Annotated in this window: 22 protein-coding genes; 11 read left to right on the forward strand and 11 right to left on the reverse strand. The window is 71.4% G+C overall.

All coding sequences use genetic code 11. The features are described 5' to 3' along the window. Positions 1 to 283: 283 nt before the first annotated feature. From AB0959_RS47790 to AB0959_RS47800, 3 genes are all read left to right on the forward strand, one after another. Positions 284 to 1,327: a right-handed parallel beta-helix repeat-containing protein gene (locus AB0959_RS47790; protein ID WP_366833232.1), complete on the forward strand. Its 1,044-nt coding sequence runs from the start codon at positions 284 to 286 to the stop codon at positions 1,325 to 1,327. Positions 1,328 to 1,413: 86 nt separating this feature from the next. Further along, on the forward strand, positions 1,414 to 2,046 hold the full coding sequence (locus AB0959_RS47795; protein ID WP_366833233.1) for a hypothetical protein: 633 nt from the start codon (positions 1,414 to 1,416) through the stop codon (positions 2,044 to 2,046). A gap of 55 nt (positions 2,047 to 2,101) precedes the next feature. Then, complete coding sequence (locus AB0959_RS47800) at positions 2,102 to 2,869, forward strand: DUF1775 domain-containing protein (protein WP_366833234.1); 768 nt, start codon at positions 2,102 to 2,104, stop codon at positions 2,867 to 2,869. Between the two features lie 52 nt (positions 2,870 to 2,921). On the opposite strand, the gene AB0959_RS47805 is transcribed toward AB0959_RS47800, so the two are convergent. Then, complete coding sequence (locus tag AB0959_RS47805; protein ID WP_366833235.1) at positions 2,922 to 4,346, reverse strand: sulfatase-like hydrolase/transferase; 1,425 nt, start codon at positions 4,344 to 4,346, stop codon at positions 2,922 to 2,924. A 174-nt stretch (positions 4,347 to 4,520) separates the two neighbouring features. Between AB0959_RS47805 and AB0959_RS47810 the strand changes: the two genes are divergently transcribed. After that, entirely contained in the window at positions 4,521 to 5,081 is a 561-nt protein-coding gene (locus AB0959_RS47810; RefSeq protein ID WP_366833236.1) for a hemerythrin domain-containing protein, read from the forward strand. Positions 5,082 to 5,337: 256 nt separating this feature from the next. Here AB0959_RS47810 and AB0959_RS47815 read toward each other — a convergent pair whose 3' ends face one another. Continuing rightward, on the reverse strand, positions 5,338 to 5,871 hold the full coding sequence (locus tag AB0959_RS47815; protein WP_366833237.1) for a hypothetical protein: 534 nt from the start codon (positions 5,869 to 5,871) through the stop codon (positions 5,338 to 5,340). Positions 5,872 to 6,256: 385 nt separating this feature from the next. Between AB0959_RS47815 and AB0959_RS47820 the strand changes: the two genes are divergently transcribed. Continuing rightward, positions 6,257 to 6,952: a cinnamyl alcohol dehydrogenase gene (locus AB0959_RS47820; protein WP_366833238.1), complete on the forward strand. Its 696-nt coding sequence runs from the start codon at positions 6,257 to 6,259 to the stop codon at positions 6,950 to 6,952. Positions 6,953 to 7,012: 60 nt separating this feature from the next. After that, on the forward strand, positions 7,013 to 9,331 hold the full coding sequence (locus tag AB0959_RS47825; protein WP_366833239.1) for a Tat pathway signal sequence domain protein: 2,319 nt from the start codon (positions 7,013 to 7,015) through the stop codon (positions 9,329 to 9,331). 56 nt (positions 9,332 to 9,387) lie between these two features. Here AB0959_RS47825 and AB0959_RS47830 read toward each other — a convergent pair whose 3' ends face one another. From AB0959_RS47830 to AB0959_RS47840, 3 genes are all read right to left on the reverse strand, one after another. Next, positions 9,388 to 10,116: an alpha/beta fold hydrolase gene (locus tag AB0959_RS47830; protein ID WP_366833240.1), complete on the reverse strand. Its 729-nt coding sequence runs from the start codon at positions 10,114 to 10,116 to the stop codon at positions 9,388 to 9,390. A 99-nt stretch (positions 10,117 to 10,215) separates the two neighbouring features. Next, positions 10,216 to 11,862, reverse strand: a complete 1,647-nt coding sequence (locus AB0959_RS47835; protein WP_366833241.1) for a thiamine pyrophosphate-binding protein — start codon at positions 11,860 to 11,862, stop codon at positions 10,216 to 10,218. Then, the gene (locus AB0959_RS47840; protein WP_366833242.1) at positions 11,859 to 12,644 is read right to left on the reverse strand and encodes a cyclase family protein; all 786 of its coding nucleotides are present in this window, start codon (positions 12,642 to 12,644) and stop codon (positions 11,859 to 11,861) included. The genes AB0959_RS47835 and AB0959_RS47840 overlap by 4 nt, the downstream gene beginning before the upstream one ends. Before the next feature lie 110 nt (positions 12,645 to 12,754). Here AB0959_RS47840 and AB0959_RS47845 point away from each other — a divergent pair, with 110 nt between their 5' ends. Then, positions 12,755 to 13,297, forward strand: a complete 543-nt coding sequence (locus AB0959_RS47845; protein ID WP_366833244.1) for a hypothetical protein — start codon at positions 12,755 to 12,757, stop codon at positions 13,295 to 13,297. Here the strand turns inward: AB0959_RS47845 and AB0959_RS47850 are convergent. Further along, positions 13,283 to 13,984 carry a TetR/AcrR family transcriptional regulator gene (locus AB0959_RS47850; protein WP_366833245.1) on the reverse strand — a complete coding sequence of 234 codons (702 nt, stop codon included), beginning with the start codon at positions 13,982 to 13,984 and terminating at the stop codon, positions 13,283 to 13,285. The two genes, AB0959_RS47845 and AB0959_RS47850, sit on opposite strands and share 15 nt — an antisense overlap. Before the next feature lie 168 nt (positions 13,985 to 14,152). Between AB0959_RS47850 and AB0959_RS47855 the strand changes: the two genes are divergently transcribed. The 3 genes from AB0959_RS47855 to AB0959_RS47865 all read left to right on the forward strand — a co-directional run bounded on the left by AB0959_RS47855 (position 14,153) and on the right by AB0959_RS47865 (position 18,570). Continuing rightward, positions 14,153 to 15,691 (forward strand): APC family permease, encoded by a 1,539-nt coding sequence (locus AB0959_RS47855; protein WP_366833246.1) that lies wholly within the window; start codon positions 14,153 to 14,155, stop codon positions 15,689 to 15,691. A gap of 39 nt (positions 15,692 to 15,730) precedes the next feature. Then, complete coding sequence (locus AB0959_RS47860) at positions 15,731 to 17,398, forward strand: amidohydrolase (RefSeq protein WP_366833247.1); 1,668 nt, start codon at positions 15,731 to 15,733, stop codon at positions 17,396 to 17,398. A gap of 89 nt (positions 17,399 to 17,487) precedes the next feature. Beyond that, positions 17,488 to 18,570, forward strand: a complete 1,083-nt coding sequence (locus AB0959_RS47865) for a MerR family transcriptional regulator (protein WP_366833248.1) — start codon at positions 17,488 to 17,490, stop codon at positions 18,568 to 18,570. A gap of 233 nt (positions 18,571 to 18,803) precedes the next feature. Here the strand turns inward: AB0959_RS47865 and AB0959_RS47870 are convergent, their stop codons facing one another. From AB0959_RS47870 to AB0959_RS47890, 5 genes are all read right to left on the reverse strand, one after another. Then, the gene (locus AB0959_RS47870; protein ID WP_366833249.1) at positions 18,804 to 19,814 is read right to left on the reverse strand and encodes a BadF/BadG/BcrA/BcrD ATPase family protein; all 1,011 of its coding nucleotides are present in this window, start codon (positions 19,812 to 19,814) and stop codon (positions 18,804 to 18,806) included. 6 nt (positions 19,815 to 19,820) lie between these two features. Next, entirely contained in the window at positions 19,821 to 20,690 is an 870-nt protein-coding gene (locus tag AB0959_RS47875) for a carbohydrate ABC transporter permease (RefSeq protein ID WP_366833250.1), read from the reverse strand. Continuing rightward, a complete protein-coding gene (locus AB0959_RS47880; RefSeq protein WP_366833251.1) occupies positions 20,687 to 21,685 on the reverse strand; it encodes a sugar ABC transporter permease in 999 nt (332 codons plus the stop codon). The genes AB0959_RS47875 and AB0959_RS47880 overlap by 4 nt, the downstream gene beginning before the upstream one ends. Before the next feature lie 2 nt (positions 21,686 to 21,687). After that, positions 21,688 to 23,037, reverse strand: a complete 1,350-nt coding sequence (locus AB0959_RS47885; RefSeq protein ID WP_366833252.1) for an extracellular solute-binding protein — start codon at positions 23,035 to 23,037, stop codon at positions 21,688 to 21,690. Positions 23,038 to 23,169: 132 nt separating this feature from the next. Further along, positions 23,170 to 24,387 (reverse strand): ROK family transcriptional regulator, encoded by a 1,218-nt coding sequence (locus AB0959_RS47890; RefSeq protein ID WP_366833253.1) that lies wholly within the window; start codon positions 24,385 to 24,387, stop codon positions 23,170 to 23,172. A gap of 142 nt (positions 24,388 to 24,529) precedes the next feature. On the opposite strand from AB0959_RS47890, the gene AB0959_RS47895 reads away from it, so the two are divergent. After that, on the forward strand, positions 24,530 to 25,354 hold the full coding sequence (locus tag AB0959_RS47895; RefSeq protein ID WP_366833254.1) for an N-formylglutamate amidohydrolase: 825 nt from the start codon (positions 24,530 to 24,532) through the stop codon (positions 25,352 to 25,354). Positions 25,355 to 25,454 lie beyond the last annotated feature (100 nt).

The following is a 25,454-nucleotide window of genomic DNA, read 5'->3' on the forward strand; positions in this document are numbered from 1 at the left end:
CTCGCCGCCACCGGACTCCTCAACCCCATGATCGCCGGAGCCGCCATGGCCTTCTCCTCCGTCTTCGTCGTCGGCAACTCCCTACGCCTGCGCCGGTTCCAGGCGGCTGCCTGAACCAGTCCCAGCGCTGTCCGGGTTCGCTCCCGGACAGCGCTGTGGCCTTGCCGGACACGGGACGCCTGTCCGGGACAGGCCGTCGCCGTTGAGGACGGCCGCCCCGGTTCCCAGGATGTGGGCCCGTAAGCCGCTCACACACAGCGGGGACGAGACGAGGAGTCCGACCATGCGGAAGTCAGCCGTCACGGCGATCACGCTCGCACTGGTGACCGGAGGGGGCGCGCTGTCTGCGCCCGCGGCCGGTGCCACCACCACGACCGGGGAACTCACGATCTACGTGAAACCCACTTCGGCGCAGACCGACCGCGCGCACAGCGGGCTCACGGCAGGCGACGCGGTGGCGTCCTTCGACGAGGCGCAGCGGATCCTCCGCGACAGAGGCGTGCGGCACGCGAGGATCCTCGTGCCGGGCGGCACGTACCGCCCCGGGAAGCAGATCGACTGGACCTACGCCCCGGCCGGAGGCAGCGTCACGATCGCCCCGGCACCCGGGACCGGGAAGGTCGTGTTCGACGGCTCCCGTGCCGCCGCGGCCGGCTACTTCATGACCCTGACCGCCCGGAACAGCGACACGACCGTCCGAGGTCTGGAGATCCAGCGCTACGCGAACGGCATCTACGTCCGCGGCACGGCGAATGACCGGGTCACCGGTGTCACCATCACGGGCAACCGCTTCCAGAAGCTCGGTACCAAGCACAGCGGCAGCGGGAGGGGCTTCGCGGGCGTCCACATCGTCAACGCCTCCCGGGTGAAGGTCACCGGCAACCGGTTCTACTCCATCGAGAACGACCCCCTGCCCGGCAACATGCACGGCGTCTACCTCGGCACCTCCGCCAAGTCCACCACCATCTCCGGCAACCGCTTCGGCTACGTCTCGGGCGACCCGATCCGGACCAGGAACGGCAGCGACAACAACACCGCGAGCGGCAACAAGTTCTGGCGAGCCGGTACCTACGCGGTGTTCAGCGACTGGCGGTACGGCACCGAGGCGTGCGGCAAGGGGAACGTCTTCAAGGACAACCAGGTCGGTCGCACCTCGTACTACGGGAAGAAGTTCGGCTCCGGCAAGCAGGGCCGCACCGACCCGATCACGATCAAGGTCCTGCTGTGGGGTCACGACGCCACGCGCAGCGCCAACCTCGGCGGCTGCGGGCAGGCCCCCGTCAAGAGCGGCGGCGGCAACAAGTTCGTGGACTCGCGCCCGTGGTGAGGCCACGCCCGCTGAATTCCGGACGAGCCCGCTCTTAAGGGATCTCGCCCCGGTCCGGCCGGGGGATGTCCGATGATGGGCGCGTCATGACCATGCTCCTCCGTACGCCGACGCACCGTGCGCCCCTGCCCGTCCTGCGGGCCGCGGTGTTCGCGGTCGTCGGGACGGTGCTGGGGATGAGCGCCCACCATCTGGTCGCCGACGGGCCGGCTCCGTTACGGCCGGGTGCCGCGGCGGCCGTGGTGCTCTTCGGCGTGGGACTCGCCGGCACCCGGCACCCGCGCTCCCTGGCCACGGTGGTGGCGGCATGCGGTGCCGCGCAGGTGGGGCTGCATGAGTGGCTGACGTTGACCGGGGCCCCGCACCACGCGGCGGCCATGGGCGTGTCCGGGCATCCACGGCACGGCATGAGCCCGCCCGACTCGCTCGCGATGACGGCCGTCCACGCCGCGGCGGCGCTGCTCGTCGCCGTCCTGCTGCACCGCGCCGACGTGGCCTGCTGGTTCCTGGCCCGTGGTCTGGTGGAGACCGTCGACGCGGTCCGGGCACGGATCGCCACGGTCCGGGCGCTGTTGACCGGTTGCCCGGCCGCCCCGGAAGCCGGGCTGCCGGGGCCCGTCCGGGCATGGTGGGAGCGGGCAGCGCCCGTGGGTGCGGTGCTCGCGTACGTGGTGGCGCGGAGGGGGCCTCCCCGGGCGGGGCTCGCTCTCGTCCACTGACCCTGCCGGAGCGGCTGCCGCGCCGCCCGTGCTTTCCCCATGCCTGGAGACACCCATGTCCCGCACCCCTCGCCCGCATGGCGGCATCCGCCGTACGCCCTTCGCGGGTATCCGCCGTATGACCCTCGCGGCCGCCGTCGCCGCCACCGCCGTCCTGTTCACCGCCGGTCCGGCCGCCGCCCATGTGGAGGTCGAGTCCGACGACGCCCAGGCCCTCGCCCAGAACGCCGAGCTCGCCATCAGCGCCGAGTCGGAGTCGGGCACGGCCGGGATCTCCGAGCTGCGCGTCATCCTGCCGAAGGGCATCGCGCCCGCCGACGTGACCTACGGCGAGGGCCCCAAGGGCTGGAAGCTCACTGCGACCAAGGACGGCTTCACGGTCAAGGGCGCGGCCCTGAAGGTCGGGGAAGACGTCGAAGTCTCTGTCGTCGTACGGCAGTTGCCCGATGCGAAGGAGCTGGTGTTCAAGACGCTGCAGACCTACGGCGACGGCAAGGTCGACCGCTGGATCGAACTGGACGAGTCCGGCGGCGACGGCCACAGCCACGGCCACGGCAACCCCGCCCCCGTGTTGAAGCTCAAGGCAGCCGCGCCCGGCGCCGAGCCGGTCAGCCCGTCTCCGAGCGCGTCCGAGAGCCCGTCCGCCTCCCCGACTCCGAGCGCCGGGAAGACCGAGCCCTCCGCCTCCCCCGCCGCCCAGGCGACCGAGGACGACGACAGCGGCCTGTCGGCCGGCGCCTGGACCGGCATCGGCGCGGGCGTGATCGTCGTGGCCGGTGCCGTCGTCTACCTCGTCCGGCGACAGAGCGGCGCCCAGGAATAGGGCGCGGGAACAGAACGCGGGAACAGAGGGCGACAGCCGCGCCGCCGAGTGACTACGACTTGGGCGGCTGGTGCCCGAAGCGCGCCCCGTCCCATGCGGAGACCCGGGGATCCGGGCTCCGCTGGGCGGTGGTGCGCGGCGGTGCCGGCTCCACGGTCGCGTCGGGCTCGCCCGTGCGCGCGAGCCATGCCCGCAGGGCGTCCCGGAGGTGGTCCGCGACGGCGCGGTGGGAGCTCAGGCCTGCGAGGTTGTCCAGCTCGTAAGGGTCGGCGTGCAGGTCGTACAGCTCGGTCTCCACGTAGCGGGTCGCTGCGGGCCGGTGCCAGGCGTCGGCGTCCGGTGCGGCGACCGCGTACTTCCAGCGGTCCGTACGCACCGCCCGCCCGACGTGGTCCTCGCTGATCTGGACGTACACCTCGGCAGGGCGGCCGGGGTCGGTCCCGCCCCCGGTCAGCGGCAGGAAGGAGCGGCCCTGCACCCCGTCCGGCACCGGGATGCCGGCGGCCTGAAGGAGGGTCGGCATCAGGTCGACGGTGCTCACGGGGTGGCGGATGCGGCCGCCGCCCGTGAACCCCGGGCCGGTCAGAGCCAGCGGCACGCGAACGGACGCTTCGTGGGCGGAGCGCTTGTACTCGCTGTTGCGGGTGCGGAAGTGCGAGCCGTGGTCGGCGGTCCAGGCCAGGACGGTGGTGTCCGCGATGGCGAGGCCGCGCAGTACGTCGCGCAGTCGTCCCACGCCCTCGTCGACCCGCTTGATCTGGCCGAGATAGCCGCCGATATGACGGTGGGCGCCTCCGCGGGGCGCGGTGGGGCTGAGCGCGGCCAGGTCCGGGGGCAGCCACGTGCCCTGGTAGCGCTCGCGGTAGCCGTCGGGCGCCGGGTGGTCGTCCGTGGCGTTCTGGTGGTGGGGCTCCAGAAGGGACAGGAAGAGCAGGAACGGGCGGTCGTGGTGGTCGGCCACGAAGCGGATCGCGGCATCGACCAGGGCGTCGGATCGGTAGCCGGGCAGCCGCACCGGTTGCCCGGCGCCGTCGTACAGCACCGTGCGGTAGGCGTCCGAGGTGAACTCCAGCCGGTCCGAGGCCAGCCATTCCCGGTAGCCGCCGCGCCGCTCGGGCGGGACGGGGCCGTCCGGCTGGTCCGCGCCCGCCAGGTGCCACTTGCCGATGCAGCCCGTCACGTACCCCGCCCGCGCGAACTCCCCCGCCAGGGTCGGGATGTCCGAGGGCAGGGCGAGACCGTTGCGGAACACGCCCGTCGCCGTGGGGAAGCGGCCCGTCTGCAGCGACGAACGGGCCGGAGCACACACGGGGTTGGGGGTGATCGCCTGCTCCACGTGGGTGCCCTCCCGGGCGATCCGGTCGAACTCCGGTGTCACGTCGGCCGGATTGCCGTGCACTCCCGTGGTGTCCCAGCGCTGCTGGTCGGTGAGCACGACGATCACCGAAGGGCGCGTGGTCGGTTCGTGGACGGTCATCGAGGTGGGCCTCCGCCGAGTCGGGTGGTGCGGGTGGTGGACATCGGGTGGATCTTCTGCCGGGCGGCGAGCCGCACGGTGTCACAGCCCGCGTTAACCCGTACGGCGCCGGGGCACTCGGGGCTCGTGGCGGTTCCGTCCCGGAGTCGCCGCGCCCTGCCTGGAGGTGAACCCATGGGACACGGAGGAAACGTCATCGACGAGTTGGTGACCGATCACCGTGAGATCGAGGAGTTCTTCGGCCGGATCGAGGCGCTGCCGCCCGGTGACAAGAACCGCAAGGTACTCGCCGACCAGGCCACGATCGAGTTGGTCCGGCACTCGGTCGCCGAGGAGGCCTACCTCTACCCGGCGGTGCGGGAACACCTGGCGAACGGTGACGCCCTGGCCGACAAGGAGCTCGACGACCACTCCAAGGCCGAGCAGATCATGAAGGACCTGGAGGGCTGCGACGCCGACGACCCCGAGTTCGACCGGCTCATCGGCATGCTGATGATCGAGATCCGGTCGCACCTGGCCGACGAGGAGGAGAACCTCTTCCCCAGGCTGCGCGCGGCGTGCCCCGCGGACGCGCTCGACACCCTGGGTGACAAGGTCCGCCAGGCGAAGAAGACGGCACCGACCCGACCGCACCCGTCCGCTCCGGACAAGCCTCCGGCGAACAAGCTGCTGGCGCCGGGTGTCGGGATGGTCGACCGCCTGCGCGACGCGATGACGGGGCGCGGCAAGAGCTGACAGGTACGGTTCCGGGGCGCGGGCGTCTGCGGACGTCTGCCCCGGGGCGCCCCGACAGGCACATTCAGTCCCGTCCGGCGTTCGCATCACCGCCTGCGTTCAGAGTTTCGCCCTCGGCGCGCCCGTCCGGCGTTCGCCCGTCCGGCGTTCGAGGGCGGGGAAGTTCAGGCCGGTTCGGGGTCTGGGGGCGCAGCCCAAGGGGACGGGAGTGGGTAGGGGCGGCGGCGCGGGCGAGGCGAACCCGCCCCGGGCCCGCTCAGGCGATGAGCGCCTCTCCCGGCTTCAGGCGGTCGAGGAGCTGGGAGTGGTGGAGTTCGGCCACGGGCGCGAGGAGGTCGGGGTGGCGCAGCAGCGCCGCCGCCCGCCGGTCGCGGTCGTCCGGCGCGACCAGCCGCCGGAACTCGACCGGCGCACCGGCCGTGTGACCGCCCCCGGCGACGGCGGCCACCGCCAGGCCGGCCAGTTCCGGATCGGTGAGCAGACAGGCCGCCCAGCTCGCCACGACCTCGTCCACCCAGGTGCGCCAGGCGTGGTCGTCCGGGTCATCGTCCCCTCGCCCTGCACTGTCCGCGCCCGTGATCCAGTCCAGCCGGGCGGAGCCGCCGGGGCCCGCCATCCCCACCAGCGCGGCATCCATCTGCGTCGGATAGCGCAGCCACGCCGCGACCGTCACGGCCTGCCGTGCCTGTACCTCGCACAGGGCGGCGGCCAGTGCGCCGCCTCCCGAGGGGTAGGCGCACGTCAGCCACTGGGTCGTCGCCGCGATGAGGGGGGAGAGGTCTGCGAGCACTGCCGGGCCGTCCGAGATACTGCCGGGGAACGAGGAACCGCACAGAACGGTAGCCCGCCGCGCGTGTCACGACACGTGATCCGCGCCTCGCTGGCGACGTGGCCTCGGCCACATCGCCACCGCGATGCCCCGACGACACCGGCGCGGGGCACACAAGGCCCACGCGATCGGGAGGACGCCGGGCGGCTACCGGCGTCCCATTGGCTTGCCTCCCTCCTGATCCAGGTCGAGACACGCACATCGGACCTATCTCCGGCTCGTCTCATGCATTGACGCGCTTTGACGGCCAGTTCTACGCTGCGCCAGACGATAGATCCGATGAATCGTTCCTGTGTTCCGCCCGCTCGACCCCACACCAGCGTGACGTCCATCAGGAGTGATTGACATGAACGCTTCACGTCCACAGCCGTCGAGACGTACCGTTCTCGCAGCCGGCGGCTTACTCGCCGGAGGCGCGGTCTGGGCGATGACCCCGGCCACGTCCTCGGCCGCGCCCGCGGCACCCGCCTCACCCACGGACGGCTGGCAGAAGACCAGCTTCACCTACAGCATGCAGAAGCCGTGGAACCTCGACCTGAGCGACCGCTACACCAACAGCGGCGGCGTCCACCGCATGTGGGTGTACGACACCGACGAGCCCATGTCGCAGGGCAGTTCCACCGACCCGCGCACCGAGATGCGCTGGAAGCAGGAGTACACGTCCGGGCAGCACATGTGGGACGCCGACGTGTATCTCCCGTCCGGTACGAACGGCGCGACCTTCGTGCAGATCCTCCGCGTGATCCACCCCGAGGGCACCCCCGCCACGGACTTCATGCTCAACGCCTACAGCGCGAGCGGCGGCACGGTGCGTGCGTACGACAGCACCGTCCTGAAGACGAACGCCTACAACACGTGGTTCAACGTCAAGCTCGAACACAACGCCTCCAGCGGCAGCGTCAAGGTCTACTTCGACGACGAGCTGGTGCTGACCACCGAGGACCGCGGGCCGGCCACACGTCACTTCAAGAACGGCGTCTACCACCACGGCAGCGGCCGCGCCGAGGCCCGCTTCCGCAACCTCACGTACTGGACGCGGTGAGCGGTGCGGAAACGCATCGAGGACCTCGACGAACCGTCACACCCTGGAGGCACCCCGCACATGACCTCTGCAAACAGCTCGAGAAGAGCCGTGCTCGGCTCCGTGGTCGGCGGCGCGGCGCTCGCCGCGCTGCCCACGGCGGCCGAAGCCGCTCCCGCAGGCGCGGCTGAACGAGAAGGCGAAGGCCTCGCGGCCGGGGCCGGCCGCGCCCCCTGGAAGCTCCGCAACCGTATGGACTCCAGCGGCGCATGGTCCGGCTTCCTGCGCCGTCAGGACCTGGTCTGGCGCAAGCTGCCCAAGCTGTGGCACGAAGCGCCGTTCCTGGGGGACGGACGGCTGGGCAGCATGGTGTACCAGGACCCGGACACCAGCGGCATCCGCTTCACCGTCCAGCACGGTGAAGTCCAGGACCACCGCCCCCAGTTCGGCAGCGGCTGGGGCACCTGCCGGCTGCCCGTGGGGCATCTGACCCTCGATCCGGTCGGCACCGTCACCGGGGTCGACTGGCGCTTGAGCCTGTGGGACGCCGAGCTCACCGGCACGGTCACCACGGACAAGGGCTCCCTGTCGTTCTCCGCGTTCATCCACGACGGGATCCTCGCCGCACGCGCCACGGCCGACGGCGACGAGGAGGTCCGCTGGACGTTCCACCCCGAGGAGGCGATCAGCCCCCGGAAGATCAGCGAGGCGCCACCGAACGGGTACGTCCCCAACCCGCCCTGGACGACGCGCACCACCGGCGGCATCGAACAGGTCCTGCAGCCGCTCACCGGCGGCGGCCAGACAGCGACGGCCCACCGCCGCTCGGGCGACGACCTCCTGCTCGCCGTCGCCCACAGCCATCCCTCCGACACACGGGCCGGCGAGACCTCGCTGAAGAAGATCCAGCGCGCCGCCCCGTACCGGACGCTCCGTGACCGCCACACCCGCTGGTGGCACGCCTTCTACCGCAAGAGCTTCGTCTCGGTGCCCGACGAGCGGCTGCAGAGCTTCCACTGGATCCAGCTCTACAAGGTCGCGTCGGCCAGCCGCGAGGGCGGCCCGGTGATGGCCACCTCGGGGCCGTGGCTGGAGCCCACCCCCTGGCCCGCCGTGTGGTGGAACCTCAACGTGCAGCTGGAGTACTGGCTGATCCACGGCTCCAACCACCTGGAACTCGACGCGCTCGCCAGCACCCTCCGGCAGAGCCAGGAACAGCTGACCGCGAACGTGCCCGCCGCCTATCGCTCGGACAGCGCCGGAGTCGGCCGCAGTTCGGACATGTTCATGAACCGCGGCGCCCCCGTCCCGGGCAGCGGCGGCGAGTGCGGCGATCTGACGTGGGCCCTGCACAACGCGTGGCTGAGCTACCGCCACACCATGGACGAGTCGCTGCTGCGCGACACGGTGTACCCGCTGCTGCGCCGCGCGATCAACTACTACCTGCACTTCCTCCAGCCGGGGGACGACGGCAGACTGCACCTGCCGTCGACGCTGTCCCCGGAGTATCCGGTGGTCCCCCCGAAGGACACCAACTACGACCTGTCGCTGATCCGTTGGGGCTGCGCCGCTCTGCTGGAGGCGTCCGAGCGCCTGGGGATCGACGATCCGCTGAAGTCGCGCTGGCGGGAGGTGTCGGCCAAGCTCACGCCGTACCCGGTGGACGACAACGGCTTCATGATCGGGGCGGACACCCCGTACGCCCAGTCACACCGCCACTACTCCCACCTGCTGATGGTCTATCCGCTGTACCTGGTCAACTGGGACCAGCCGGAGCAGCGCGAGCTGATCGAGAAGTCGGTCGTCCACTGGCACGCGCTGACGGGAGCCCACCGCGGGTACAGCTACACGGGAGCCGCCTCGCTCTACGCGATGATGGGACGCGGCGACACCGCGCTGTCGTACCTGAAGAAGTTCTTCGACCCGACGACGCGCTACCCGTGCCGGGCCAACACCCACTACACCGAGGCCGGTCCCGTCATCGAGACGCCGTTGTCGGCGTCGCAGTCCCTGCACGACATGCTCTGCCAGAGCTGGGGCGGTGTCGTACGGGTCTTCCCGGCCGTGCCGGACTCGTGGGCCGACGTCACCCTGCACGACTTCCGCACCCAGGGCGCCTTCCTCGTCAGCGCGTCCCGCACCGGCGGGGTCACCCGGTTCATCCGCGTACGGAGCCTGGCGGGCGAGCCGCTCGAACTCCGGCACGGGCTGACCGGCGGCCCCGTGACCGCGGTCCTCGACGACGGCACCCCGGCCCGCGTCCGCCCGACGGACGAGGGCACCCTCGCGATCGACCTGCCCAAGGGCCACGAGGTGCTCCTGTACGCGGGCCGGCGCCCCGACCTCGTCATCGCCCCGGTGGAGGTGAGCGAGCCGGGCGAGCCCTGGGGACTGCCATAGGCCCCCGAGTTCGGTGCCGGGCCCGGGGGCCGAACTCCTGGGCCCGGTGCCCCGGGCTACGCCGCGCAGGCCCGGACGAACGCCTCGGCCAGTTCGGCGGGGCGGGTGAAGCAGCCCTCGTGACTGCCCGGAGTCTCTATGACCAGCGGGTTCTTGAGTCGCTGGGGGAAACGGCCGGCCCACGCCCACTCACCGGGAAGGGACAGGTCGTCGGTGGACAGAACGTAGGCCGTGGGGATGTCGAGCGCGGTGAACGCCGTCGTGTCCGGCTTCTCCGTGAAGGTGCCGAGCGGCTGCGGGACGAGCAGGGAGTGCACCATGCGCTGGGCCTCCTCACCGGCGTCCTGCATGAACGCCTGCTGCCAGACCTCCAGGGGCAACGAGACCGTGTCATTGCCGGAGGCGGCCGCCAGTGCGTGGAACATCTCGCCGTAGTGCGGCGGGCAGGCATCGATCAGTGACTCGCCGTCCTGTGGCACGAACGCGCTCCAGAAGACCAGACGCCGTGTCCGGGAAGCCAGCTTCGGCGCGGCACCGGTCAGGACGTAGCCGCCCCAGCTGTGGCCGACCAGGGTGACGTCGTCCAGGCCCGCCCGTTCGACGTACTCCACGAGGCTGTTCACGCAGTCGGTGAGCGTCACGCCGCGCGGGTCGTCGTCAGGCCCCAGCCCGGCCAGCGTGGGGGTGTGCACCTGGTGCCCGGCCGCTCTCAACTCGTTCGCGACCGGGCGCCAGGCCCAGCCACCGTGCCAGGCGCCGGTCACCAGGACGAAGGTCTCGCTCATGCCGATCTCCTCTGATCGAGTGACACGAGACCAGATTCGGACCGCCGGTCGTCATGTGTCAATAGACGAACGGGCGTCGATTATTTGTTACGCATGCCGTCAATGGCCGCGGAACGCGTCCTCCAGCCACCAGGACCCGCGGTCTGCGACCACCTTGGCGTCGATGAGCAGGGGCGCGGACCGCGGACCGGCGAGCCAGTCCTCGACGGCCTTCAGGTCCGTCCGTGTGCGCACGGTCACCGCCTCGAAGCCGTACCCCCGTGCCACGGCGGCGACGTCGGTCGCCGGGAACTCGACCGTGTCGAGCGGATGTCCACCCCGCCCGAAGTGGTGCACCTCGGCCCCGTAGGCGTCGTCGTTGTACACGACGACCATCATCGGCAGCCCGAGTCTGCGGACCGTGTCGAGTTCCGCGGCGCCCATCAGCGCGCCGCCGTCCCCGAGCGCGGCCACCGCGAGCCGGTCCGGCCGCGCCAGTGCCGCACCGATCGCGGTCGCCAGCCCGAGGCCGATGGACTGGAACGCCTGGGTGAAGCACAGGCCGTTCTCGTCCGGCACCGACAGGTACATGCTCGGGTAGCCCATGAAGTTGCCGGAGTCCACCCCGATCACCCGCTGCGCGGGGAGGACGTCGTCGAGCGCAATGCTCAGTGTGCGCGGGTCGATCCGCTCACGCGTGCTGGTGTCCTCGTACGGCACGTCCCGCCACCGCACGCGCGCGGCGATGGCCGCGGCGGTGCCGGGCGTCCGGCAGCCATGCCGTTCCGTGCCCCCGCCGTACGTCTCCAGTACGCGCCGCGCCGTGAGTTCGACGTCGCCGGTGACCCCGACGTGCACCTCCCGGTGCGCCCCGAGCGCCGACGCGTCGTCGTCGACCTGCGCCACGGTCGTGTCGGCACCGATCAGGCGGCCGTGCCTCATGGTCCACATGTTCAGCGCGCAGCCCCAGCCCACGATCGTGTCCGCGGCCGTGATGAGTTCGGCCGCCAGTGGTGACGCGAAACCCCCGGACACGTCGAGCGACCACGGGTTGCCGTGGAACAGGCCGCGCGCCACGGCGGAGGTGGCGAGCAGCGCGCCGCTGCGCTCGGCGAGGGCCTCCAGGGCGTCACGGGCGCCGGGCGAGCGGGCGCCCCGCCCGGCCACGAAGACCGGCCGCCGCGCCCGCTCCAGCACCTGGGCCAACGCCTCCACGTCCTTCGGCGCCGGCTCGACCGCCACCCGTTCCGGCGGCGGCGCGACCTGCGCCAGGACACCGTCGGGCACGTCCAGGACCTGCACGTCCAGGGGGAGGTTGAGCAGCACGGTGCGTCGTTCGTGCAGCGCCCGCCGCACCGCGGCGAGGGCCTGCCCGACCGCCTCCTCGGCCGACGTGATCCGCATCGGGACCGCGCCCACGGCGTGCGCCAGCGCCGCCTGGTCGACGTGGAAGTTGGACCTCGGTTCGGTCACCTCTGCGGCCGTCACCAGCAGCGGAGTTCGGCTCTTGGCCGCCTCGGCGATGCCCGTCATGGCGTTCGTCAGACCGGGCCCCTGGTGAACGCTCACGGCGGCCACGGTGCCGCTCATGCGCGCGTACGCGTCCGCCATCGTCGCCGCTCCGCCCTCGTGGCGCGCGGCGACGAAGCGCGACCCGGCAGCGATCATGGCGTTGGTGAGGTGGAAGTTGCCCGATCCGACGACTCCGAAGACGTGACCGACCCCGGCCGCGGACAGCGCCCGGCCGACGGCCTCGGCCACCTTCACGAGCGCTCCACCAGCGCGACCACCCGCGCGGGAGACCCGGAGCCGCCGACGATGGGCAGCGGTCCCGCCATGACGACGGCGCCGGTCGCGGGCAGCGCGGCCAGGTTGCGCAGCTGGGTCAGGCCGTACTTGTCACTGCCCATGAGATAGGAGTGGCAGGGAAAGACCGGGTCGAACGCGTGCCCACGTCCGGCGTCGGTACCCACTGTCTCCACTCCAAGGCCGATCACCGGCGACTCCTGAGCCACCCAGCGGGCGCACTCCGGCGACAGGCCAGGGGTGTGCGGGCCGTCCTCGTCCGCGTTCAGGAACTCCTCCTGGGAGTGCGAGCGGGCGTCCCATCCGGTGCGCAGCAGCAGCCAGCCGCCGCCGGGCAAGGGCCCGTTCTCGGCCTCCCAGGCCTTCACGTGCTCCACCTCCACGAGGAAGTCCGGGTCCTGCTCCGCCTCGGCCGTGAAGTCCAGAACGGCGGCCGGTGCGATCAGCCGGCGCGCGGGCACGGACGCCACGTCGGCAAGATCCTTCCCGGTCACCCAGTGGTTCGGGGCGTCGAAGTGGGTGCCGGTGTGCTCGCCGCTGCGGAAGTTGTTCCAGTACCAGGCCGGCCCCCGGTCGTCGTAACGGCTGATCTCCTCCAGTTCGAACACCGCCGTCTGGCCGAACTGGGGCGGCAGCTGGATCACCGGTGTGGACGAGGACAACGGCGACGTCAGGTCGACGACCTCTATGGACCCGCCACGCAACGCGGACACCAGCGCGGCGAGGACGGACGGCTCTGACATGGGACCTCCTGGAAGGACGCGAACCACTACGACACCTGCGGCACAACTCTCAGCATGGCACCCTGATATGACGCTCACTCAGCGATCGGCACACGGGGAGAGTGGGGGACATGGCGCTCACCAGGGGAACGGCCGCGTGGGCGGCGGTGTGCGTGGCCGGGGTGCTGACCTCGACCGGCTGCACCTTCGGAGACGACGGCGGCGCTGAGCCGACGGGTACGGCGGTCTCGTCGGCGACCGCCTCCTCCTCCGCGTCGGTTCCCGCGTCCGCGTCCGTTCCTGCGTCCGCCAAGCCCTCGCCCGGGCCGGTCACCGGCCCGGACCGGAAGCTGGTGACCATGACCGTCACCGGTGGCTTCGCCGGGGTCAGCCGGCAGGTGGTCCTGCGAGGCGACGGCACCGTCCGTGTCACCGACAAGGGCGAGCCGCGGGAACGCCGTGCAACCGCCGCCCAGTTCAGGAAGCTGCGCACGCTGCTCGGAGATCCGGCGCTGGCGGACGTCCCCGAGTTCACCAAGAACATGGGAGCGGCCGACATGTTCCAGTACACGCTGCGCTTCGACGGCCGAACGGTGATCACGGACCGCTCCGCCGAGGAGCCCGCGCTCGACCGCCTCATCGACGCCCTCGGCGCATGGCTACCGGCGCGCTGACCCCGGCGCACGGGCCGCCAGTGCCTCCAGCATGAGGTCGACCGCGTCCTCGAAGGAGCTGTCCCCCATGGTGTGCAAGACCTGGCGCACGGTGGTCAGCGCCGGAAACGAGGCGGGGTCCAGCCCCTGGTAGACGTCGTTCCACGCCCGGTGGTCGGCCTCGCGCCGCTGCCGTGGGAGCGCCTGGAACGCGGCGTCCATGGCGGCGTGGCCCAGCACGGTGTCGATGAACGCAAGATACAGACGCGTCGCGACGGCCGGTTCGAAGCCCGCCGACAGCAGCAGAGCGATCCCGGTCTCCACGGCACGGATCTCGTTCTCGCGCCGGGTCACCCGGTACGAGGCGAAGGCCGCCGCGCGGGGATGGGCGAGGTATCCGGCGCGCACCCTCAGAGCCATCTCGCGCAGTGCGGCCACCCAGTCGTCCCCGGGGACGAACCCGACCATGGCGTCGCCGATGATGCGGTCCGCGATGGCGAGCACCAGGTCGTCGGTGCCGTCGAAGTAGCGGTAGAGGGCACTGGGGTCGCAGCCGAGGGCGGTGCCGAGCCGTCGCACGCTGAGCGCCTCCGGGCCGTGCTCGCCGATCAGACGCAGGGCGGTGTCCACGATGAGGTCCTCCGACAGCAGGACCCCCGAGCGGGTGGGACGGCGGCGTTGTCGCTCCCGCGGAACACGGTTGGGCATACCGGGGGTTCCTCTCGTTCCGCGGCCGTGTTCGTTTCCGTACCGCGTACCGGCAGTGAAGAGGCCCGACCGCCTTATGTCAACAGCATTGACGCAACGGGAACGCCAGGTGTTCCATCACAGTCCCGCGCGGCTCTACCCTCGACCTCTCCCCGCGAGGAGCCCTCCATGTCGTCCCTGTCTCCCCAGTCCACACCGCCCGTCGCGCCCGAGCCCGCCCTGTCCGGCGGACCGGGCACCGGACTGCGCCGTTCCCTCGGTGTCGTCGACGGCGTCGCCATCGCCGCCTCGAGCACCGCCGCCACCACCAGCATCGCCATCGGCATGGGCACGATCGCGACCATAGTGGGCCTTCATGCCCCGGCGCTCCTGCTCCTGGCGTTCCTGCCGGTACTCGGCATCGCCACCGCCTACGCCCGCCTCAACCGCTCCGAGCCCAACATGGGCAACGGGTACGTCTGGGTCGGCAAGTCGATCGGCCCCTGGCCCGGCTTCCTGACCGGCTGGGTCACCCTGGTCGGCTCGATCATCTTCTGTGCCTACACCAGCGCGATCATGGGCTCGGTCGTCCTGATCTTCGCCAACAAGGCCGGCCTGCACAGCCTCGCCGGCATCGCCCTCGATCCGACGTCCACCGGTATCACCACGGGAGTCGGGCTGGTGATCCTTGTCGCGCTCACCGCCCTGGCCGTCACCGGGATACGCGCCGCGACCAGATTCCAGTTCGCCCTGCTGATCTTCGAGTACACGGTGCTCCTGGGCTTCTGCGGCTGGGCCCTGATCACGGGCGACCACGCCTTCTCCCTCTCCTGGTTCAACCCCTTCGAGATCTCCAGCGGCACCACCTTCGCCCAGGGCATGGTTCTCGCGGTCTTCTTCTTCTGGGGCTGGGATGCGGCCTTCACCGTCAACGAGGAGACGAAGAGCCCGAGCGACGCGGCCCGGGGAGGCCTGATCGCCCTGTTCGCCATGCTCGGCCTGTTCCTCTTCGCCTCGGTCGCCTTCCAGCGGGAGATGAGCCTGACCGAACTCGTCAAGAACGGCCCCCAGGCCCTCCCCTACCTCGGGGAGAAGCTGGCCGCCGAGCCGTGGGCCACCCTGCCCCTGGTCGCGCTGATGTTCTCCGCGGTCGCCTCCGTGCAGGCCACCCTGATCCCCACGGCGCGCGGACTGCTCGCCATGGGCCGCGACCGCACCATGGGACCGCTGTGGACCCGGGTTCACCCCCGGTACGGCAGTCCCGCCGCCGGCACGGTCGTCGTGATGTCCATCGCCGGCGTGATCGCCCTTCTCGCCGTCGCGATTCCCAAGCTGAGCGACATGCTGCTGGCCGCCGTCAACGCCATCGGCCTGATTGTCGCCTTCTACTACGGCCTCACCGCGCTCGCCTGCGCCGTGCGCTTCCGCTCCGCGCTTCGCGAAGGAGCGCGCGAGGCGCTGCTCGCCGTCGGCGTGCCCGCCGTGTCCGGACTGATCCTGTTGGGCCTCGGCGGCTACCTCGGCTACTCGTACCTGACCATGAGCGATCACTTCGAGCTGAGCCCCGCCAACGGCTGGTTCATGTTCTCGCTGCCCGCCGCGATCGTGCTCGTCGGCCTGGGCATGGCCGCCGTCGCCAAGTACGTCCGGCGCTCGCCGTACTTCACGACGGGCCACGGCACCGACGCGGAGTCCCTGACCCTCCCGATGGACCGCACCGCCGCCTGATCCTCGCCCCCACCCCCTCCCTCCATGGAGTTCACCCGCATGTCGCAGTCCCAGGTCACGGGCCCCGCCGATCTCGTCCTCACCGGCGGGCACGTCCACACCGTCGATGCCGCCCGCAGCCGCGCCACCGCCGTGGCCGTGCACGGCGGGCAGATCACGGCCGTCGGCCACGACGAGGTGCACGCGCTGATCGGCCCGCGCACGGAGGTCGTCGACCTCGCCGGGAAGCTGCTGCTGCCCGGCTTCCAGGACGCCCACGTGCACCCGCAGGGCGCGGGCCTGGAACTCGGACTGTGCCACCTGGCCGACACCGTCGACCCCGCCGAGTACCTGCGGCGGATCGCGGCGTACGCCGACGAGAACCCTGACGCCGAATGGATCACCGGCGGCGGCTGGTCCCTGGAGGCCTTCCCCGGCGGCGCCCCCACCGCCGCGGCCCTCGACGCGATCGTCCCCGACCGGCCCGTCTTCCTGCCCAATCGGGACCACCACGGCGCCTGGGTCAACACCCGGGCACTTCAGCGGGCGGGCATCGACGCCCGCACCCCGGATCCCGTGGACGGCCGGATCGAGCGCGACGCGGACGGCAACCCGACCGGCATGCTGCAGGAGGGCGCGGTCCACCTGGTGGGCCGACTGGTCCCCGACCCCACGCCCGCGGAACAACTGGCCGGCCTGCTGCGAGCCCAGGCGGTCCTCCACTCCCACGGTGTCACCGCCTGGCAGGACGCCATCGTCGGCGCGTACGCCAACATGGCCGATCCGGCACCCACCTACCAGGCGGCCCTGGACCAGGGGCTCCTGACCGCCCGCGTCGCCGCCGCCCTGTGGTGGGACCGCGAACGGGGCGCCGAGCAGATCCCCGAACTCGTGGCACGGCGCGAGGAGTTGAGCAGGGGCCGGTTCCGCGCCGGCACGGTGAAGATCATGCAGGACGGCATCGCCGAGAACCACACGGCCGCGATGCTCGACCCGTATCTCACCGGCTGCGGCTGTGCGTCCGACACCAGCGGCATCAGCTTCGTCGACCCCGGTGACCTGAAGAAGTACGTCACCGAACTCGACGTCCTCGGCTTCCAGGTCCACTTCCACGCCCTCGGCGACCGCGCGGTACGCGAGGCACTGGACGCCGTGGAGGCCGCCCGTGCCGCGGGCGGGCACCGCGACACACGGCACCACCTGGCACATCTGCAGGTCGTCCACCCCACCGACATACCGCGGTTCCGGACGCTGGGCGCCACCGCCAACCTGCAGATGCTGTGGGCCGCCCACGAGCCGCAGATGGACGAGCTGACCCTGCCGTTCCTGGGTCCCGAACGCGGTGCCCGGCAGTACCCGTTCGGGGACCTGCTGCGCGCCGGGGCGACTCTCGCCGCGGGGAGCGACTGGCCGGTCAGCAGTCCCGACCCGCTCCAGGCCATCCATGTCGCCGTCAACCGCGTGTCCCCCGACGCACCCGAGGGCACTCCCGAGTTCCTGCCCGGACAGCGCCTCGACCTGGGCGCCGCCATCGCCGCGTACACGGCGGGCAGCGCCTATGTGAACCATCTCGACGACATCACCGGCAGCATCACCGTCGGCAGGGCGGCCGACCTGGTCGTCCTGGACCGGGACCCCTTCGCGGGCCCGCCCGAGGAGATCGCGGCCACCCGGGTCCTGGAGACCTTCGTGGAGGGGGTACGCGTCCACGCGGCTCCCGAAGCCTGAGCTCCGGCGCCTGGTCTCCTTCGTCTTCGGATCCACGAGTTGACCCTCGACCTGGTCAAGGGCCCAGAGTTCCGGGTGTGGAGAGCGAGATGCAGAGCATTGGTGAGTTGGCGCGGGACAGCGGACTGAGCGTCAGCGCCCTGCGGTTCTACGACCGGGCCGGTGTGCTGGTCCCCGCCTGGGTGGATCCGGTGAGCGGCTACCGCTGGTACGAGCCCGAGCAGTTGGAGGAGGCCCGGTTGCTGGCCCGGCTGCGCCGGGTCGCGATGCCGCTGGCGGACATCCGGCTGGTGCTGGCCGGCTGGGCAGGCGCGGACACCGACCTCGTGCGGAAGCTGCTTCAGGCCCACCTGCGTCGCCTCGAACTGGGACTGGCCGACGCCCGCAGCGAGTTCTCCACGCTTCGACCGCTACTCGATCGCAAGGAGAACTCCATGACGTCGCTCCGTACCGCCGCCGTCCGGCTGACCGTGCCGGCGCCCGAACTGGCCGCCGCTCTGGACGCGGTCCGCTTCGCCGCCGGCACCGACCCGGAGCTGCCGATGCTCGGCGGAGTGCTGTTCGACCTCGACGGCGAGGTGCTCCGCCTCGTGGCCACCGACCGGTATCGGATGGCCGTCGCACGAGCCGGTGCCGCCGGGCAGGGCGGGGCCCGTGCGCAGGTCATCGTGCCGGCGCCGCTCGCCGACGCGATGCGGGCCCTGCTGAGCGGCGAGGAACCCGTCGACCTCGCCGTGGACGGCGACCGCGTGACGCTGGAGTCCGGGGACCGGCAGGTGGCCGGGCAGTGCCTCGACCACGACTTCCCCGACTACCGCCGCCTCGTCCGCCTGCCGGCCGGGCGCCGCGCCGTAGTCAACGTGCCGGCCTTCCGGCAGGCGCTTCAGACCGGTCCCGTCCGCGCGAGTGAGCCACGTGGACAGGACGGCGCGTCCAGCGACCTCAGCGTGCTCAAGATGGCGGACGACGGCACGGTGACCATCTGTGAGGACGGTGACGACGACCAGAGCCAGGTCGCCGTGAACCGCGACTTCCTGCTGCACGCCCTCGCGGCCGGAGCGCGGGACCAACTGGTCCTGGAGTTCGGCGCCCCCACCGCACCCGTCGCGATCCGCCGCCCCGACGACGAGGACACGTTCTCGCTGCTGATGCCGGTGCGTCTGGAGCATTAGCCACCGGTCAGGCGTCCTCCCGGTCCCGGGGGCCGGACCGCGAGATCACGACCTGCGCCCCGCCGTCACAGGCCCCGGCCCTGTGCCGGAAAGCGCCTCACGCAGGCGACTACGCGCGGTCGCCCGGACTCCCGCCGTCAAGAGCGCCTCGGCCGCCGCGCCCGCCACCGGCGGTACGTCGAGGACGCGGGGTCCGGGTCCGGGGGCCCGATCCCGGAACCCTGACCGCGAGATCACGACCTGCGCTCCGCCGTCACAGGCCCCGGCCCTGTGCCGGAAAGCGCCTCACGCAGGCGACTACGCGCGGTCGCCCGGACTCCCGCCGTCAAGAGCGCCTCGGCCGCCGCGCCCGCCACCGGCGGTACGTCGAGGACGCGGGGTCTGGCCTGTGGCGTCTCGGTGGCGAGCCGGGTGCGGATGTGTTCCGGCAGCAGCAGATGGCCGTTCTGCAGGGTGCCCCCGCCGAGCACCACGGGCGTCGGCGTGCGCAGCAGCCGCAGCCGGCGCAGCAGCGCGGTCACCATGGCGACGATCTCGTCGCCGAGGCGCAGCACGATCCCCCGAGCCACCTCGTCCCCGTCGGCGGCCGCCGCGAAGACCAGGGGCGCGAGGCCGTGCAGGGCCACCACGGGGATCTCGCCCTCACTGACGGCGAGCGCCACGGCCTCCACGCTGCGCAGGGAGAAGTGGCCCGGCAGGGCCCGCCGCAGCGTGGTGGCCGGGCCGCGGCCGTCGCCGGCGCGGACCGCGGCGCCCAGCCCGGCCCGTGCCACGGCCAGCCCGCCGCCCCAGTCCCCGGTGATGTCACCGAGTGAGAGGAAGCGGGCCGACCGGCCGCGCGGGTGCACCCCGGCCGCGTTGATGCCGGCGCCCGAGACCACCGCCACTCCCCAGCCCTCCGGGGCGCCCGCCCGGAGGACGGCGAGCGTGTCGTTGCGTACCACGGTCCGTTCGGCCACGCCCAGCCGGGACAGCAGCTGTGCCGCCTGCCGTTCCTCGGCTCTGCGGTCCACGTTGGCGAGGAAGAACGCGCCGACGGCGACCCGGGCGTCGGCCGGCAGCCCGGCCATCGCCCGGGCCCGCCGGCCCAGGTGCGCGAGGTGCTCGGTCGTGGCCGTCATGCCCTCGCGGTGCGGGCGGGTGCCGTCGCCGCGCACCCAGGCCAGCAGTCGTCCGTCGGTGTCCGCGAGCACCAGGTCGGTCTTGGAGTTCCCGCCGTCGACGCCCACCACGAGGTCAGCCATCGGCGGTCACCCCTTGATGCCGGTCAGGGTGATGCCCTCGACGAAGACCTTCTGGGCCAGGAAGAACAGCACCAGGATGGGCAGCAGGAACATCAGCGAGGCCGCCATCTGCAGCTCGTAGGCGTTCTGGTGCCCGTTCTTGGCGAGTTCGGTGAGGGCGACCGCGAGGGTCTGGCCGCCCTGGCTGTTGCCGGTGTAGAGCAGCGGGTTGTAGAAGTCGTTCCACGCGTACAGGAACGAGAAGAGCCCCACGGCCGCGATCGCCGGCCGGGTCATCGGGATCAGCACCTGCCACAGGATGCGCAGCTCCCCCGCGCCGTCGAGCCGGGCCGCCTCGGTGAGCTCGTCGGGGATGGTGAGGAAGAACTGGCGGAGCAGGAAGATGCTGAACGCGTCGCCGAAGAAGCCCGGCGCGATGAGCGGTTTGAGGGTGCCCACCCAGCCGATGTGCGAGTAGAGGACGTACAGCGGCAGGCTGGTGACCTGCGCGGGGATCATCATCGCCGCGAGGACGACCAGGAAGAACGCCTCGCGGCCCTTCCAGCGCATCCGGGCCAGCGCGTAGGCCACCGGCACCGAGGAGATCACCGTGCCGATCGTGGACAGTCCGGCGTACAGCATCGTGTTGACGAGGTCGCGGCCGAACGGCATGGCCGAGAAGATCTTGCGGAAGTTGCCGAACTCCCATGGTGAGGGCCACAGCGCACCGGTGCCGGCCTGGTGCTGGGTCATGAACGCGGTGAGGACGCCGATCGTCAGCGGCAGCAGGAAGCAGAGCGCGACCGCGACGGCCGGGGCGTGCTCGGCCAGCAGGTGCAGCACCCGCCGGCCTCTTCGCACCCGGCGTCGGGGCAGGCGCACGTCGAGGGTGGTCATCGGCTGCCTCCCGCGTGGTGGACGAAGCGGCGGGAGGCGCGGATGAACACCACGGTCGCCGCGAAGATGACCAGGAACAGCAGCCAGGCCATGGCCGAGGCGTAACCGGTCTTGAAGTACGAGAAGCCCTGCTGGTAGAGCTCGGTCGAGTAGAACAGCAGCGAGTCGGCCGGGTAGCCGAGCAGTTCGGTGCTGGACGACGTCATGTTCGACGAGCTCGACGCCACGAACGCCTCGGTGAAGTACTGGAACGTATAGATCATCCCGGTGAGCACGGCGAAGAAGACGACCGGTGAGATGGCGGGGAGCGTGACGCTGCGGAACTTCCGCAACGCGCCGGCGCCGTCCAGCTCGGCCGCCTCGTACAAGTCACGCGGTACGTCGAGCATGGCGGCGGAGAAGATGACCATCACGTTGCCGCTGGCCCACAGTGCCATCAGCACCAGGCTCGGTTTTGACCAGGCGGGGTCGGAGAACCAGCCCGGGCCGCTGATGCCGACGAGGTCCAGGATCCGGTTGAAGGGCCCCACGGGGTTGAGCAGCACGATGAAGGACAGGGCCGCGGCCACCACCGGCACCATGGACGGCAGGAAGAACAGCGTGCGGTACAGGGTCCTGCCGCGCTTGACGCGGATGATGACCCAGGCGGTCAGCATCGCCCAGGCGGTGCGCAGCGGCACCATGACCGCGACCATCCACAGCGTGTTGCGCACCGACACCCAGAAGTTGTCCGACTGGGTGAACAGCAGGCGGTAGTTGCGCAGGCCGACGAAGTGGACGGGGCGGTAGGAGCCGGCCTGGAAGTCGGTGAGCGAGTAGTAGAGCGTGGACGCCACCGGGTACAGCACGAAGACGGAGAACCCGACGACGAATGGCGAGACGAAGGCCAGGACGACCCACCAGCGGGCACTGCCCGGCTTGGACCCGCGACCCCGGGCGGGGCGCGTCGGCGCCCCGCCCGTTGTGTTCTCGACGGGCGCGAGAGCGGTCGCCATACCTACTGCCCGCTCTCGGCGTTGAGGTCGTCGATCTTCTTTCCGACGCCGGACAGTCCGCCGGCGGCGTCCTTCACCTTCCCCTGCTCGTACGTCAGCAGGAACGCGCGCCAGGTGTCCATGTCCTCGACGCCCGCCGGGGTGAGGGTCTTGTAGTAGGAGCCCGGGTTCTGGAACAGGTCGACGAACGGCTTCCAGTGCGGGTCGTCCCGCTTGTCCCAGGCCTTCAGCGCGGCGAAGGTGCTGGGGATGTTGTAGACGGTGTCGGCCAGCTGGTTCAGGAACGTGGTGTCGGTGGTGAGCTGCTGGAGCGCGAAGAACGCCTCCTGCTTGTGCTTCGAGCCGGCGGAGAGGTAGGCGACGGTGCCGAGGGTGTTGCCGGCGCCGTAGCCGGTCCCCTTCGCGTCCAGCACCGGCATCGGGACGACTCCGTAGTCGAAGTCCTTCTTCCCCGAGGCGATCTCACCGACGTGCCACTCGCCGTCGATCTCCATGGCCGCGGCGCCGGTCAGCAGCGGGTTGCTCGCGTCGTCGGCGTGCGGCTGGTAGCGGCCGACGAACTTCTGCACGTTGGACGCGCCGTAGTAGTCGATGAGGTCGCGGTCCCACTTCAGCAGCTGCTGCCACTTGGGGTCGGAGGCGAAGGTGGTCTTGCCGTCCTTGCCGTAGAAGTCGGTGCCGCTCTGCACGCCGGTGAAGATGTACCGGTTGGCGTTGAAGTCGGAGCGGGGCACGAAGCCGAACGTCTTGATCGAGCCGTCCGCGTTCTTCTTGGTGAGCTTCTTCGCGTCCGCCGTCAGCTCGGCGAGGGTCCGGGGCGGCTTGGTGATGCCTGCCGCCTTGAACATCTTCTTGTTGTAGTAGAGCGCGAAGGCATCGGTCAGCAGCGGCAGCGCGCACTGCTTGCCCTGGTAGCGGGTGTAGACGAGGGTCGCGGGCGGGAAGGTCTTCGCGGTGTCGACTCCGGCCGAGGACAGATACGGCCCCAGGTCGGTGACCGTGCCGTTGTAGCAGAACTTGGCCACGTTGTCGGGCGCCGATCCGATGAAGACGTCCGGCGGATCACCGGCGGCGACGGCCTTGGCGTAGGCGGCGTCGTCCTTGTTGGGCACGAACTTCACGATGAGCCAGGGGTACTTGGTGTGCAGCCGCTTCAGCGTCGCCTTGAAGGCGGCGACCTCGTTGGGGAGGTGGTTGAAGGTCCAGACGGTGACGGTGGTGGGCGTGTGTGAGGCGCCCGCGGAGATCGCGGACGTGGGCTGGGACTCGGCGGGGCCGCTGGACGTACAGCCGGCCAGCAGCAGCACGCCGGCGGCCGTGGCCGCCGCTGCCCCGGTGATAGGTTTGAACACTGATCGTCCTCTTCCTGGAGATGGCATTCCCTGGGTGACGGGTCGGTCGACCGGACCCGGGCGCGGCAACGCCCGGAGTCCTGAAGCGGCGGCGCTGTCCGGCAAGACGGCGTCGCCGTGGTGTTACGGGGCTCAGGGCAGCGGCGGCTCCGCGGGGGTGGTGGACGTGGTGGCCGCGGAGAAGACCGATTCGCGGGCGAGGTCCGCCGACATCGCGGTGGCGCCGGTCAGTACCGCGTCCTGGCCGAGGCCGGAGGCGACGACCGTGGGCCGGAAGTCGCCGAAGTCGGCCATGTGCCGGGCGACCGGTTCGAGCAGCAGGTCGCCGTTGGCTCCGATGGCGCCGCCCAGCACGATGAGCGCCGGGTCGATCAGGGGTACCACGCAGGCGATCACGTAGGCGATGCTGCGGGCGGTGTCCTCGACGATCTCCAGCGCGGACGGGTGTCCGTCGCGCGCCAGGTCGAAGACGGCAAGGGGGCTGCCGTCGCCGGGAAGTCCCAGGTCCCGTGCCCGGGCGCTGATGTGACGCGCGCCGATATGGTCCTGGACCAGTTCGCGGCGCTTCCCCACCGGGGCTGTCCCACGGTCGCTGGGGAGGTAGCCGGCCTCTCCCGCCACGCCGGTCGCGCCGCGCCGTACCCGGCCGTCGATGACGAGGCCGAGACCGAGGCCGACTCCCAGGCTGAGCAGGACGAAGTCGTCGACCTCGGTACCGCAGCCGTGGGTGCGTTCGGCGAGCGCCGCGAGGTTCACGTCGTTCTCCAGGACCAGCGGCACCCGGTCCGGGATCGCCCGGCCGAGTGCCTCGCCGAGTCCCCGCCCGGCCTCGGGCAGTCCGGCGGCGTACGAGAGCCGGCGCCCGTCCGTGCCGACCACCGCGGGCACGCCCATGACGACCTGGGTGATCTCACGGAGCGGCACCCCGACCCGCCCGGCCAGGTCCTCGCACAACGCCAGGATCTGCTCGACCAGCGCGTCACGCCCGGCACGGCCCCGGCCGTCGTCCCACGCGTGCGCTGTGGCCCGCACCTGCCCGGTCACGTCCGCGACGGCGGCCCGGACCTGCCGGTGTCCCACATCCACCCCGATGGCGAAGGCGCAGTCGGCGTTCACCCCGTACTGCGCCGGGGCTGGTCCCTTGCGCCCGGTCACCGGTCCCACCTCGGTGATCACCCCGCGCTCCAGCAGCAGCCCGACCGCGGCGGCCACCGTCGGCCGGGACAGCGGGATCCGTCCGGCGAGGTCGGTGGTCGTGATCGGGCCGGCCTGGTCGATCGCCTCCAGCACCGCGCGCCCGTTGAGCGAGCGCAGCAGACGCTGGGGGCCTGCGGGATATCGGTCGGTCACATCGACCTCGCTTCGCGGCGGTGCTCCACCAGGGCTGTAAGAAAGAAAGTTGCTTATTTATACGCGCGAGGGTCACCGGGCACAACCCTCGACTTCGCCCGACCCTGTTGCATGGTGTGAGACACACCCGAAGGAGCCGTACATGCCCCGTGCCTCAGAGTTCGTTGCCGCGCGGTCCGTCGCCGCCGAGTCCTTCGCCCTGCTCCCCGGCGCCCGGGACTCCCCCGTGATCCTGCATGTCCCGCACTCCGCGCGGGAGATACCGGCCTCGGTTCGACGCGGCATCGTGCTCGACGAGCGCGAACTCGACCGGGAGCTGGACCACATCACGGACGCGCACACCGAGCACCTGGCCCGCTGCGCGGCGGAGGGCAGCGCTCTCCCGCCGTGGCGGTTCGTCAACCGGCTCTCCCGGCTGGTGATCGATCCCGAGCGGTTCCCGGACGAGCGGGAGGAGATGCGCGCCGTCGGCATGGGCGCGGTCTACACCCGCACCACACACGGCGCGCCGCTGCGGCCCGCGGACTTCGAGCCCGGCCCCCTGGTCGAGCGCTACTTCCATCCGTACGCACAGGCCATGACCGCGGCCGTGGCCGACCGTCTCGCCGTGGCCGGGCGGGCCGTCGTCCTCGACGTCCACTCCTATCCCACGGCCCGGCTGCCGTACGAACTGCACGGCGACGGTCCCCGCCCACCCGTCTGTCTGGGCACCGATCCCTTCCACACGCCGCCCGAGCTGCTGGCCGCCGCCGAGGAGGCGTTCGCCGGCTTCGGCGGCACGGGCGTCAACAGCCCGTTCTCGGGCGCCTATGTCCCGCTCAGGTTCCACGGCACGCGAGCGGACGTCACCGCTCTGATGGTCGAGATCCGCCGTGACGTCTACATGACCGAGCCGGGCGGTGCCGCGGGTCCCGGCCTCGACCGTCTGGCCGGGGCACTCGCCGAGTTGGTCGACGCCGTGTCGTAGGGCCTGTCGTCCGCCGCACGACCGGACGACCCCGCGAGGGCTTCGGGCGACTGGGGCACGTTGGTTACCTGTTCGCCCTATCGGCAGGGCACCCCGGGCT

Source organism: Streptomyces sp. NPDC046862 (assembly GCF_040704615.1).
Lineage (GTDB): Bacteria > Actinomycetota > Actinomycetes > Streptomycetales > Streptomycetaceae > Streptomyces.

Excerpts from the sequence above, each read along its gene's own strand:
- AB0959_RS47790 (WP_366833232.1), top strand. The coding sequence starts at position 284 with ATGCGGAAGTCAGCCGTCACGGCGATCACGCTCGCACTGGTGACCGGA.
- AB0959_RS47795 (WP_366833233.1), top strand. The coding sequence starts at position 1,414 with ATGACCATGCTCCTCCGTACGCCGACGCACCGTGCGCCCCTGCCCGTC.
- AB0959_RS47800 (WP_366833234.1), top strand. The coding sequence starts at position 2,102 with ATGTCCCGCACCCCTCGCCCGCATGGCGGCATCCGCCGTACGCCCTTC.
- AB0959_RS47805 (WP_366833235.1), bottom strand. The coding sequence starts at position 4,346 with ATGACCGTCCACGAACCGACCACGCGCCCTTCGGTGATCGTCGTGCTC.
- AB0959_RS47810 (WP_366833236.1), top strand. The coding sequence starts at position 4,521 with ATGGGACACGGAGGAAACGTCATCGACGAGTTGGTGACCGATCACCGT.
- AB0959_RS47820 (WP_366833238.1), top strand. The coding sequence starts at position 6,257 with ATGAACGCTTCACGTCCACAGCCGTCGAGACGTACCGTTCTCGCAGCC.
- AB0959_RS47825 (WP_366833239.1), top strand. The coding sequence starts at position 7,013 with ATGACCTCTGCAAACAGCTCGAGAAGAGCCGTGCTCGGCTCCGTGGTC.
- AB0959_RS47830 (WP_366833240.1), bottom strand. The coding sequence starts at position 10,116 with ATGAGCGAGACCTTCGTCCTGGTGACCGGCGCCTGGCACGGTGGCTGG.
- AB0959_RS47840 (WP_366833242.1), bottom strand. The coding sequence starts at position 12,644 with ATGTCAGAGCCGTCCGTCCTCGCCGCGCTGGTGTCCGCGTTGCGTGGC.
- AB0959_RS47845 (WP_366833244.1), top strand. The coding sequence starts at position 12,755 with ATGGCGCTCACCAGGGGAACGGCCGCGTGGGCGGCGGTGTGCGTGGCC.
- AB0959_RS47850 (WP_366833245.1), bottom strand. The coding sequence starts at position 13,984 with ATGCCCAACCGTGTTCCGCGGGAGCGACAACGCCGCCGTCCCACCCGC.
- AB0959_RS47855 (WP_366833246.1), top strand. The coding sequence starts at position 14,153 with ATGTCGTCCCTGTCTCCCCAGTCCACACCGCCCGTCGCGCCCGAGCCC.
- AB0959_RS47860 (WP_366833247.1), top strand. The coding sequence starts at position 15,731 with ATGTCGCAGTCCCAGGTCACGGGCCCCGCCGATCTCGTCCTCACCGGC.
- AB0959_RS47865 (WP_366833248.1), top strand. The coding sequence starts at position 17,488 with ATGCAGAGCATTGGTGAGTTGGCGCGGGACAGCGGACTGAGCGTCAGC.
- AB0959_RS47870 (WP_366833249.1), bottom strand. The coding sequence starts at position 19,814 with ATGGCTGACCTCGTGGTGGGCGTCGACGGCGGGAACTCCAAGACCGAC.
- AB0959_RS47875 (WP_366833250.1), bottom strand. The coding sequence starts at position 20,690 with ATGACCACCCTCGACGTGCGCCTGCCCCGACGCCGGGTGCGAAGAGGC.
- AB0959_RS47880 (WP_366833251.1), bottom strand. The coding sequence starts at position 21,685 with ATGGCGACCGCTCTCGCGCCCGTCGAGAACACAACGGGCGGGGCGCCG.
- AB0959_RS47895 (WP_366833254.1), top strand. The coding sequence starts at position 24,530 with ATGCCCCGTGCCTCAGAGTTCGTTGCCGCGCGGTCCGTCGCCGCCGAG.